Source organism: Rhodospirillaceae bacterium (assembly GCA_028819475.1).
Lineage (GTDB): Bacteria > Pseudomonadota > Alphaproteobacteria > Bin65 > Bin65 > Bin65.
This window is the reverse complement of sequence record JAPPLJ010000048.1, coordinates 71,081-82,491: the sequence shown is the minus strand read 5'-3', so window position 1 is coordinate 82,491 and position 11,411 is coordinate 71,081. Positions and strand designations below refer to the sequence as shown.

9 protein-coding genes are annotated in these 11,411 nt (G+C 67.1%); 1 reads left to right on the top strand and 8 read right to left on the bottom strand.

Annotated elements, in window-relative coordinates; genetic code table 11:
- The 8 genes from OXM58_14415 to OXM58_14380 all read right to left on the bottom strand — a co-directional run.
- On the bottom strand, window positions 1-965 hold a 965-nt coding region (locus OXM58_14415), incomplete at its 3' end, for an ABC transporter substrate-binding protein (GenBank protein ID MDE0149562.1).
- A gap of 41 nt (window positions 966-1,006) precedes the next feature.
- Complete coding sequence (locus OXM58_14410) at window positions 1,007-2,272, bottom strand: dienelactone hydrolase family protein (GenBank protein MDE0149561.1); 1,266 nt, start codon at window positions 2,270-2,272, stop codon at window positions 1,007-1,009.
- Between the two features lie 332 nt (window positions 2,273-2,604).
- The gene (locus tag OXM58_14405) at window positions 2,605-3,771 is read right to left on the bottom strand and encodes a DUF4340 domain-containing protein (protein ID MDE0149560.1); all 1,167 of its coding nucleotides are present in this window, start codon (window positions 3,769-3,771) and stop codon (window positions 2,605-2,607) included.
- 65 nt (window positions 3,772-3,836) lie between these two features.
- Window positions 3,837-5,795 (bottom strand): Gldg family protein, encoded by a 1,959-nt coding sequence (locus OXM58_14400; protein MDE0149559.1) that lies wholly within the window; start codon window positions 5,793-5,795, stop codon window positions 3,837-3,839.
- 4 nt (window positions 5,796-5,799) lie between these two features.
- Window positions 5,800-6,543, bottom strand: coding sequence for a heme exporter protein CcmB (locus OXM58_14395; GenBank protein ID MDE0149558.1), 744 nt, complete (start codon window positions 6,541-6,543; stop codon window positions 5,800-5,802).
- Entirely contained in the window at window positions 6,540-7,517 is a 978-nt protein-coding gene (locus tag OXM58_14390) for an ATP-binding cassette domain-containing protein (protein MDE0149557.1), read from the bottom strand. Before OXM58_14390 ends, OXM58_14395 begins: the two co-directional genes overlap by 4 nt.
- Window positions 7,518-7,837: 320 nt before the next feature.
- Window positions 7,838-9,199, bottom strand: coding sequence for an MATE family efflux transporter (locus tag OXM58_14385; protein MDE0149556.1), 1,362 nt, complete (start codon window positions 9,197-9,199; stop codon window positions 7,838-7,840).
- 181 nt (window positions 9,200-9,380) lie between these two features.
- Window positions 9,381-10,481 (bottom strand): hypothetical protein, encoded by a 1,101-nt coding sequence (locus OXM58_14380; GenBank protein MDE0149555.1) that lies wholly within the window; start codon window positions 10,479-10,481, stop codon window positions 9,381-9,383.
- Window positions 10,482-10,681: 200 nt separating this feature from the next.
- On the opposite strand from OXM58_14380, the gene OXM58_14375 reads away from it, so the two are divergent.
- Window positions 10,682-11,257: an amino acid synthesis family protein gene (locus tag OXM58_14375; protein ID MDE0149554.1), complete on the top strand. Its 576-nt coding sequence runs from the start codon at window positions 10,682-10,684 to the stop codon at window positions 11,255-11,257.
- The last annotated feature ends 154 nt before the right edge of the window (window positions 11,258-11,411 follow it).

Genomic DNA, 11,411 nt, shown 5'->3' with positions numbered 1-11,411 from the left:
GTCTCGATGGGCACGCCGTAGCCGCGCAGCAGCCGGTCGACGATCGCCTTCTTGTTGACCGCCATCACAGCCGCCTTGCGGACATTGATATCGGTCATCGGCTCGACATCGTTGAAGAAGATCATGGCGATGTCGGAGACCGGCGTCGCGACGCCGTCCAGGCCGTCCTTGGCGCGCAGCCGGTCGTATTCCTCGAACGGGATGTTGAGGGTGAGGTCCGACCGGCCGCTCTCGATCTCGGCGATGCGCGCCGCCGGATCGGTGACGAACTTGAACACGACGGTCTTGAAGGCCGGCTGATCGCCCCAGTAGTTGGGGTTCGCTTTCAGGCGCACGAAGGAGCCGCGCTGGAACTCGTCCACCGTGTAGGGGCCGGAGCCCATCGGCTGCTTCTCGAAGCCCGCCTTGCCGACTTTCTGGTAGTGGTGCGGCGGCAGGACGTAGGCGGTCAGGAACGCCATCCACTTGAACAGGTCGGGCGTATACTGCTTGACGTCGCCGGTGACGACGTTGCCCTCCGCCTTCAGGTTGGCGACCGACGCCCAGACGAAGGATACCGGGTTGCCGGTCTTCGGGTTGGCGACGCGCTGCAGGTTCCAGACGATATCCTGCGCCGTGATCGGCGTGCCGTCCGACCATTTGGCGCCCTGGCGCACCTCCATGCGGATCTTCGTCTTGTCGTCGGTCCAGCCCCACTTGGTCAGCAGACCGGGCCGGAAACTCAGATCGGCGTTCTGGTCGACATACTGGTCGAACACGCATTTGTAGATCGACATGAGCTGCGGGTTGACCGAGGACAGGCCGGTCGTCGGGTCCCAGGCCGGCAGCGGCACATGGTATGCGATGGTCAGCGTATCGCCGATGGCGGCCGCCGCCGCCCGGTTGAACAGCAGCGAGCCGAGGCCGGTCGCGGCGCCGGCTGCGCCCGCGGTGTGCAGGAACTGCCTGCGGTCGAGATGGGTCATGGTTTCCTCCCTGGGGTTTTATCCGGTCGGCCGGGGCCGGCCTATTCGGCGGCTTCCGCCGGGGCGCTCTCGGCCCAGCGTTCCATCAGCGTGTTGGACGGCTGCGTTTCGTCGAGCATCTTCGCCGCGGTCGCCATGCCCGCGGTCGGCAGGTCCTTCGCGTCGAGCGCGCCGATCTGGACCAGCACCGAGGCCTGATCCCAGTAGATATGCTCGTGATACAGCTTCGGGCCGCGGAAGTTGATGATCGCGACGAGCGGGATGCGCACCCGTTTGCCGGTCGGCGCCACGCCGGGCAGCATCCAGTCGATCTCCCGGTCGTGGGTGAATTCGAAGATCATCTCGTCGACCACCCGGTCTGCGCCGACGGTTCGCGACACCGGGATCAGCGCCGTATCGTCCGGGTTCGCGTTGACGAAATGGTTCTTGTAGAAGCGGTGCAGCTCGGTATAGCCGACGCCGCCGGTCATGGTCGGGATGTGGTTGACGTAGGGCTGCGCCACCATCGTCGCCATCGTGGCGTCGACGTCGCGGGTCGCGAACTCGTAGTAGCAGTGCATATCCCACAGATGCTCGAGGTCGTAGCCCGGCCCCATCGTGCCGCGCAGCAGCGCGATGGTGCGGGAATGCGCCATGCCGGCCGCGGCCTTGTCGTAGCTGTCGCGGAAGCGGTTGGCGAAGCCGTGGGGGGCGCCCTCGTAGACGTTGATCAGCACATGGTCCGTGTCCGCGAAAGCCTCGCGGACCTGCTCGACCGCTTCCATCGGCACATGCTCGTCCACGCCGCCGAAATGCAGCACCGTCGGGCAGGCGATCTTGTCCTTGAGGTGCAGTTGCTTCTCGATCTGCACGCCGTAGTAGCTGGCCGCCGCCGCGACGCCGCAATGGGCCGCCGCCTGGTAGGCCAGCGCCCCGCCCAGGCAGTAGCCGAGCGCCGCGACCTGGGTGGCGCCGCCCTTGCCCTGGCCCTGCACCGCGTCCATGCCCTTGAGATGCGCGACGGCGGCGGTCATGTCCTCGACCGCCTTTCCGAAATCGAACCGGCCGAGAAAGTCGAACGCCCGGGCGCGTTCGTCGTCGGAATAGCTGAGGTCGACCCGCTTCTCCAGCCGGTGGAACATGTCCGGCGCGAGCACGACATAGCCCTCTTCGGCGAAGTAATCGCAGGTCGCGCGGATCGCTTCGTTCACGCCGAAGATTTCCTGCAGGATCATCAGGCCGGGGCCCTTGCCGCCCTCTGGTAGGGCCAGATAACCCTGGAACGTGCCGCCGTCCGCGGCGGGAATGTCGATGAAGTCGCCGGCCATGTCGTTCCTCCCGATCCGCCGCGGCCGCGCCGGCGGCGCAGCGGCATGCCGATATAACCCTATGGTCGGATCATAGCCCGCCGGTTTTGCGGTGGCGAGAGCCGGCAGCGACCCGGATTGAATTTAGCCGCGCCGTCTTTTCCCTTCGGTCATTTCGACCGAAGCGCCGCCAGGCGCGTAGTGGAGAAATCTTTCCGGCACAGTGCAATGGATCCTGCACCGCGCGTGAAAGATATCTCCGCTCCGCCCCGGATTGAATCCGGGGCTCCGGTCGATATGACGCGCGGTGAAAGACAAAGTCGATTCCGAACCGGCCGGGACGCGGCGGCGGGCTACTCTTCTGTCTTCTCCTGCGTCTCGGAGTCCGCACCGTCCCCGGCCTTCTTTTCCGCCGGCGGTTTCAGGATGTCGGCCATGGTGTAGCGCAGGAAGCGGGTGACCGTGGACGAGACCTTGTAGGCCCAGCCGGCGGTCCGCGCGTTGATCGCCGCGGCTTCCTTGCGGACTTCGGCGGCCGGTTTGAGTTTCGACTCGGCCTTCGGCTTGTCCTTCAGCAGCGCCGCTTCGTCGACAGCAGCCTCGAAGGTCATCCAGTATTTGTCGTCCTCGTCCGGCTTGCCGGTCCGGGCGAGCCTTGCGGTGACGACCAGGCCGTCGAAGGTCCTGAACTCGGCGCCGCCCGCAGCCTTGCCGGCGAAATCGATCTCGCCGGCCGGCCTGACATCCTCCAGCGTCAGGTTGTCGAGGCTCTCGCCGATATAGCGCAGGAAGCGCTCGCCCTTGATTTCGCGGTCGTCCGGCAGATTGCGCAGGGCGAATTCGGCGTCGCCGGCCTTCGCCTTGCCCACGATAATCCGGTCGGGTTCGGCCGCGTCCTTGTCCGTACCGGCGGCGGCGGTCAGGACCGCTTCCCGGATCCGCCCGGTCTTGACGTCGAGCAGCTTGCGGTCGAGCCAGTCGCCGATCTCGGCGGCCAGCTTCGGATCGCCCGCGGCAAGCCAGCTCTGCTTGTCTCCGGGCAGGCGGATATAGACCAGCGAGCGGCCGAACAGGATTTCCTTGGCATTGCTCTTGCCCACGATCACGTCGGCCACGGCCTTGCCGCCGGCGAAAGCGGTCAGCCGCTTGGACGACGCGCCCTTCTTCGCGGGATCCTCGAGATCGAGCTTGTCGTAGCGCGACGGGTCGCTGGTCTTGCGTTCGAACTGCTTGAGCTGCGACAGCGAGACCAGCGCCTCCTTTACCCTGGCGAACGTCGCCGGATAGCCGCCTTTCTCCCGGACGATCCATGTGCCGGCCTTGCGATCGAGGGTGAAATTCTTGCCCTCGGCGGTGACGCGCAGGCGGTCCACCGCGTTGACCGCCTTCGCGTCCAGGTTCGGGAAGAACCGGGCGCCCGCCGCAGGCCCGGTGGTGGTCGCCGCCGGCCGCAGCGCCGCCGCGCCGGCGATCAGGGCGGCGGTCACGGCAGTCAGGATCAGGAAGCCGGTTTTGTTCATGACGGCATTATCGTTGCGGGATCGTTGCGGGATCGTTGTGGGGCGGTTCCGAAGCGAAGACGCGCTCAGGCGGTTTCGTAGCGCCGGCGGCGCCGGCGGGCGCGCCAGACCGCGACCATGATGGCGAGCACCGCGACGATCAGCGGGATCAGCGCGATATTGTAGAATTTCGTGCGCGCCTCCAGCGCCTCGACATCCTTGCGCAGGTCGGCGAGGACGGCGCGCTGCTCCTGCCGGACGGTGATGAATTTCGCCAGATAGCCGCGCAGCGTTTCCTCCTGCTCCGCGGTGAGGACGGTCTTGCCGTCCCCGGCCCTGGTCCGGGTATCGGCGATTTTCTTCCTGAGGTCTTCGAGCTGTTGCGACAGTTCGAGCTGTTTGGCGCGCAGCTTGTTCTCGGACGCCTTGCGCAGATCGTCGACCACCGTGAACGGCCGGACCGGCGCGCCGCGCCCGCGCAGGCCGATCAGGGGTTCGGGGCGGGCAAGGTCGTCCAGCGCGTTGACGACGAAGTCGGCGTTGTTGGCGAACGGCACATACACCGCGCCCTCGCCGGCATTGGCTTTCTGGGCCCAGAAACCGGTTTCCATGAAGTCGGCATCGGCGACCAGGATGAGGTTCAGCGGCTTTTGCGACTTTGCGATATGAACAGGTTTTTCCGCTTTCTTTGCGTCGTCTCCGGCGGCCTTGTCGCTATCGTCCTTCTTGTCCGATTTCCCGGCTTCCTCGTCGATCGGCGGCCCTTTCGGGAAAGCGCTGTCCGCGTTGCCGGTGACACGCACCGCAAGCCACAGTTTCCGGTCGCCGGGGACATAGTTCCGGTAGAGGCTGAGCAGGTCCGGCTGCTGCCGGTAGTCCGCGGACTTTCCGGCGGCGGCGATGTCGGTCGTCGTCACCAGCGGCGTGACGGTTGTGCTGCCGCCCTCGGCCTTCGCGAAGTGGCCGGGAATGCCGAAGATCAGGGTCTTGATCCGGGCGGTGACCGGGTCGGCCGCGCTGCGGTCCTCCTCGCGCAGTTCCAGATAGCCGATGTGGGGCACGCTGACCGTCTGGCCCTGGAAGTTATAGGGTATCCGGATAAAGCGGTTGGCGTCGGTCGCGACGGCCTCCTTGTCATAGTCGACGCCCCAGGCCTTGAGCAGCCTGGGCAGGTCCGAACCGGGCGGGACCGGCCCGGCGCCCATGAAGGTGCGGCGCCGCGGCGCCGTCTCCGGCACCGGATCGAGCGCGATCAGCGCCTTGCCGCCCTTGAGGACGAACTGGTCGATGGCGTAGAGCGCCTTGTCCGACAGGCTCCGCGGATGGACGATCATCAAGACGTCGACATTGTCCGGGATACTGCCCTTGCTTTCGTCGATCGTCTCGACCTCGAAGGGCTTCTTGATCTCGTCCATGATCGGCCAGGGCTGCTGCATGCCGCCCTGCATGCTGAAGGTGCCGTCGATCGGCAGGCTGGCGATCAGGCCGACGACCTTCTTCTTCACGCCCAGGCTGTAGACCAGCCGGGTGATGTCGTATTCGATGAAGCGCTGGCGCGACGGATGGAAGAAGGCGATCTTTTCTTCCGCATCCACCGTGTTGGTCCCGGCGAGGCCGAAATAGACCAGCGTTCCGCTGGCATCGATCGGCACGCCTTCCATGCCGTAGGCCTCGGCCTTGTCCTCGTCGACCGAGTAGGGCTCGGGCCGGTAGGTCTCCAGCCGGATCTTGCCGTCCGCCAGGGCGGCATAGCGCTCCAGCAGGTTGCGCACCCGCTCCGCCGCCGGTCCGTAGCTGGCCACCCGGTCGACCAGCGCGGGCGAGAGGAACAGGCGCAGGACGACCGGCTCTTCGAGCGATTTCAGCACCCGCACGGTTCCGTCGGACAGGGTGAACTCCGCGTCCTCGGTCAGATCGACCGAGACGTTGCGCCCTGCGATTCCGACAAGGGCGTTGCCGACAAAGGCGTTGAAGGCGAACAGGAAGACGAAGGCGACGATCAGGGTGGCGATCGTGAGGCTGCGCCGGTCGTTGAGGAACGCCATCGGCCTACTCCGCCTTCTTGAGGTCGAGGACGAGCACGGTCGCGAAAAGGAACACGCCGATGACCGAGAGGAAGTAGAGCAGGTTGCGCAGGTCGATCACGCCTTTGCGCATTTCGGCGAAATGGTTCAGGAAGCTGAAGGACGCGACCAGGTTGACGAAGTCCTGGGGCAGAAAATCCCGGATCAGGCCGAGCACGACCTCTGCCCCCGCCATCGAAAAGACGAAGCAGACGATCGCCGCCAGCACGAAGGCGATGACCTGGTTCCTGGTCGTCGCCGACAGGCAGGAGCCGATGGCGAGATAGCCGCCGGCCATCAGGAAGCTGCCGAGATAGCCGGCGGCGATCGGCCCGTGGTCGGGCGCGCCCAGGCTCGCCACGGTGAGCCAGATCGGGAAGGTCAGCGCCAGCGCGATGCCGGCGAACAGCCAGGCCGCCAGGAATTTGCCCATAACGGCATGCCAGGTCGCGATCGGCAGGGTGAACAGCAGCTCGACCGTCCCGGTTTTGCGCTCCTCGGCCCACAGCCGCATGGCGATCGCCGGCATCAGGAAGAGGTAGACCCAGGGGTGGAAGACGAAGAAGGCGTCCAGATCCGCCTGGTTGCGCAGGAAGAAGTTGCCGAAGAAGAAGGTCAGCGCCCCGGCCAGGGCCAGGAAGACGATCAGGAAGACATAGGCGACCGGACTGGCGAAATAGGCGGCGAACTCGCGCCGGAAGACGACGGCGACGGTGCGGGCGGCGCTCATTGCGCAGCCTCCGCACCGCTGCCGGCAGCGCCGTCACCGGCCGCGCCGGGGGCGGTCAGTTCGCGGAACACGTCGTCCAGCCGGCCCTGCTCCAGGCGCAATTCGTCGACCTTCCAGCCCTTTTCGGCGACGAAGGCAGTTACCGCCGGCAGCACGCTCGCGCCCTCCCGGGGGATGACCCGGAACACCGGCTCGCCGGCCGAGCCGCCTTCCTCGACCGTGAGCACACCGTCGAGCTGCCCGAGCGCGGCGCGCTCTTCGGCGGACGGCATGGCGAGGGTGCGCAGGGTGACGGTATTGTGGTGCTGCGCCCGCGCTTCGAGTTCGGCGGGCGTGCTGTCGGCCAGCAGCCGTCCCTGGGCGATGATCATCGCCCGGCTGCACACCGCGTGGACCTCTTCGAGAATGTGGGTCGAAATGACGATGGCCTTGTCCGGCGCCATGTCGTTGATGACCTGGCGCACATGGTGCTTCTGGTTCGGGTCCAGGCCGTCGGTCGGCTCGTCCAGGATCAGCACGTCCGGATCGTGCAGCAGCGCCTGGGCCAGGCCGACCCGCCGGGTGAAGCCCTTCGACAGGGTCTCGATCGGCTGGTCGAGCACCGTATCGAGCTGCGCGATCTCGACGACCCGGTCGACCGCCCCGGCGCGTTCGGCGCCGCCCAGGCCGCGGCTGGCGCCGATGAAGTTCAGGAAGCTCCGCGCCGTCATGTCGGCGTAGAGCGGCGCGCCTTCCGGCAGGTAGCCGATGCGGGACTTGGCGGCGATCGGCGCGGTGCGGATGTCGTGGCCGCACACGGCGGCGGTGCCGGCCGTCGGGGTGATGAAGCCGGTGATCATTTTCATGGTCGTCGACTTGCCGGCGCCGTTCGGGCCGAGAAAGCCGAGCACCTCGCCCCGCTCGACCGAAAAGGAAACGTCGTCGACCGCCCGGATCGGGCCGAAATGCTTGGTAAGCGACTGAACTTCGATCATTCGGTCCAACGCCTGACACGTGTAGTGGGCAGGTGCAGCGATAGGTGCAAAAAACCCGGCTGAACGGCTTGAACAAACCGGCCGGGCGGCGACGGACGGAACGCAAGAGGCTCCGAACCGGGCGCAGGATTCGCACCCGTTCGCCGTGCCGCCGCTATAGATGCGCGCAAACAAGGCAATTTCAAGATGGATTTCCGTCCTTCGAGATGGGGCTTCGCGACGCGGTGCTTCGCACCGCTCCTCAGCCCCTCTTCAGGATGAAGAGGTTTTTTGGCTCGACACGTTCGGCTTCATCCTGAGGAGGGCGTTGAGGAGGCGCGCTAGCGCCGTCTCGAAACGCCCGTCTCGAAGGACGCGGCGATGCGCGGCAGCCAGAGCAGCAGAAAGGCCGCCCGGGCGAGCAGGAAGACGTAGAGCGACAGCCACAGCCCGTCGTTGCCCCAGAGGTCGAGCAGCGCATGGCCGGCCGCCAGGTAGACGGCGAGCGCCAGCGCCATGCCGTTGCGCATTTCGCGGGTCCGGGTCGCGCCGATGAAGATGCCGTCGAGCTGGAAGCTCCACACGCCGGCGAGCGGGATCGCGATGGCCCAGGGCAGGTAGGCCCGGGCCGTCTCGCGCACCTCCGCGATGTCGGTCAGCGTATCGATAACCAGGCCGCCGACGGCGAGATAGGCCAGCGCGAAGCCGGCCGCGACGATCCCCGCCCACAGGGTGGTCAGCCGGGCGGCAGCGCGGTATTGCGCCCGGTTCCGGCCGCCGATGGCGCCGCCGACCAGCGCCTCGGCGGCGAAGGCGAAGCCGTCCAAGCCGTGGCCGATCAGCAGGAAGAAGTGGAACAGCACGGCGTTGGCCGCCAGCACCGTCTCGCCCAGCTTCGCGCCCTGGGCGGTGAACCAGGCGAAGCCGAAGATCAGGCACAGGGTGCGCAGGAAGATATCGGCGTTGGCGCGCAGCAGCCCGGCCGTCCGGCTGCGGTCCGCGAACAGCCGGCGCAGGCGCCAGCGCCCGCCGAGCGGCCGATGCAGCCGCGCGACGACGGCCAGGCCGATGGCCGCGGTCGAGACCTCGGCGATCAGGGTCGCCAGCGCTACGCCCTCGATGCCCCAGCCGAAGACCGGCACGAACAGCAGGTCGAGCGCGATGTTCAGGCCGTTCATGTAGAGGGTGAGCGCGAGGACCGTGCCGGTCCGCTCCATGCCGATCAGCCAGCCGATGCAGACGTAGACCAGCAGCGCCGCCGGCGCGCCCCAGACCCGGATGTCGAAATAGGCGCCGGCCAGGCCTTCGACCCGCGGCGGCGCCTCCACGGCCCAGAAGGCGAACCACTGCGCCGGCGCCTGCAACGCAACGATGGCGAGTCCGAGCGCCGCCGCCAGCAGGGCCGTGCGCAGCGCGACGTTGCGGATTTCCTGATGGTCGCCGGCGCCGCGCGCCTGCGCGACGAAGCCGGTGGTCGCCATGCGCAGGAAGCCGAAGGCCCAGTACAGGAAACTGAAGATCAGCGCGCCGACGGCGACGCCGCCGATATAGGCCGGCGACGGCAGGTGCCCCATGACCGCGGTATCGACCGCGCCGAGCAGCGGCTGGCCGATATTCGCCAGGATGATCGGCACGGCGAGCCGGAGCACGCGGCGATGGGTAACGCCGCCGTCCGGTGCGGCGGAAGGAGCGGATGAGGCCAAGGATGCGCCTGTTTTCTCGTAACGGGCTCGTAACGGGTGTGCCGTCCGCCCTTCGATACGCCGCGGGGCCGGTTCCGAGCAACGCCCCCGGGGGTGGGGAGGCGGCTGTCCCGGCTACAGGGGCCAGGCAGCGGGGCCTTACGCGGGCCGGCGGACGGGAACGGCGTAGGTTTCCCGGCGGTCAACCCTCGTACAGGTTCCTGGCGACGACATCCTCGTTCCACTCCAGGCCCACGCCGGGGACGTCCGGGATGTGCAGATGGCTGTCCCTGACCTCGTAGGGCTTCTGCAGGATCGGTTCGGCCCAGTCCTGCCACTCCAGCCAGTGGGCGGTCTCGGTCACCCGCATCATGTGGGCGCCGACCTCGGGATAGAGATGCGTCGACACCGGGACGCCGGCCGCGCCGGCGATGGCCGCCGCGCGCATCCATCCGGTAACGCCGCCGATGCGCATGAAATCCGGCATGACATAATCGCAGGCCTGCGCACGCAACGCCCGGTGCAGATCGCGGGGCCCGTAAAAATTCTCGCCGATCTGCAGGGGCGTCCTGAGCTCCCGGGCGAGCTGGGCGCAGCCGTCGAAATTGTCGTAGACGACCGGCTCTTCCAGCCAGGCGAGGCCCAGATCGTCGAGCATGTGGCACCGGCGCAGGGCCTCCGCCATGTCGAGGCCCTGGTTGAAATCGATCATCAGATGCATGTCTTCGCCGACCGACCGGCGAACCGCATCGATCGTGGCGAGGTCGTCCCGGGGATTGTCCCGGCCGAGACGCAGTTTCAGGCCTTCGAACTGTCCTTCGTCGCGGATCTCGACGGCCTCGGCGGCAACTTCGGACGGCGACATGAGCCAGAGCCCGTTGCTGTTGTAGGCGCGCACCGGGCCGGGCGACCCGCCGAGCAGGGTGCAGAGCGGCATGCCGGCGGCCTTGGCCAGCGCGTCCCACACCGCCATGTCGATGCCGGAAACGGCGATCATCGACAGGCCTTCGTAGCCGACGAAGTGCAGCGACTTTCGCGCGGTCTCGTAGAGTTCGGCCGGCGCCAGCGTCCGGCCCTCGAGCATCGCCGCCAGGTCGTGCAGGGCGGGCACGAGATAGTGCATCGACTTGACGATGTAGGGCTCCAGATAGCTGCGCCCGACGATCCCTTCCCCGGTCTTCAAATCGATCAGGATAAGCGGCCATTCCGTAATGGTCGCGATCCTGGCGACGACCGGGCGCCGCAGCTTGAGAACCACGGCGCGCACATCGATGCTGTGGAAGGTCAGTGTTTCGGGCTTCATTTATCGGCGCTCCATCGGCGATGCTGGGCTCTCGGTGCAAAATCGCTCATTCGGTTTGCGGCGGCCCGGCCGGACCGGAGCACCCCGGATTTACGACAGGGGAGGCAGGCTTGCAGGCCGAACGCGGGCGTTGCAACGGGGATCGGCGGTGGCATAGTGCCCCGAACCAGCCATGACTGCCACGATCGGGAGAAAACGGGATGAAGATCCGCAAGATCGTCACCGTCGTCGAGGAGACAAGGCGCGAGCTCGACCGGCCGGTGGAGCCGGCGGCCCGCCAGGCCGCGGCCATCGCGGTGATCGCGAACCCCTATGCCGGGGTCTACGACGAGGAACTGGAAGAACTGCAGCAGGCCGGCGCCGAACTCGGCGCTCTCCTGGTGCAGCGCGCGATGGACGCGCTCGGCATCGACGGGGCGTCGGTCGCGAGCTACGGCAAGGCGGCGATCGTCGGCGTGAAAGGCGAGCGCGAGCACGCGGCGGCGGTGATGCACCCCACGATGGGCAAGCCGGTGCGCGCGATCGTCGGGCCGGCGAAGTCGATCATGCCGTCGACCAAGAAGATCGGCGGGCCGGGCACGGTGATCGACTGCCCGCTGCATCACAAGGACGAAATGTGGACGTTCAGCCATTTCGACGCCATGCAGGTCTCGGTCACCGACGCCCCGCGCGGCGACGAGATCGTGGTCGTCATCGCGGTCAGCGATTCGGGCCGTCCGTTCCACCGGATCGGCGAGAACCTGGATGTCTCGAACCTGATGTCCAGCAACGAATAGAGTTTCCTCATCCCGCCATTTTAGGCGATCGGTTCGTCCGGCAATCGTCGGAGACGGTCTGGGTCGCACTGCTCCGGAGCGGCGGCCTCGCCCCGACGACGATTCAGGCCTGCGCCTTCGCGCTTGCCAAGGGGCGCTGGGGATGACAGGACGG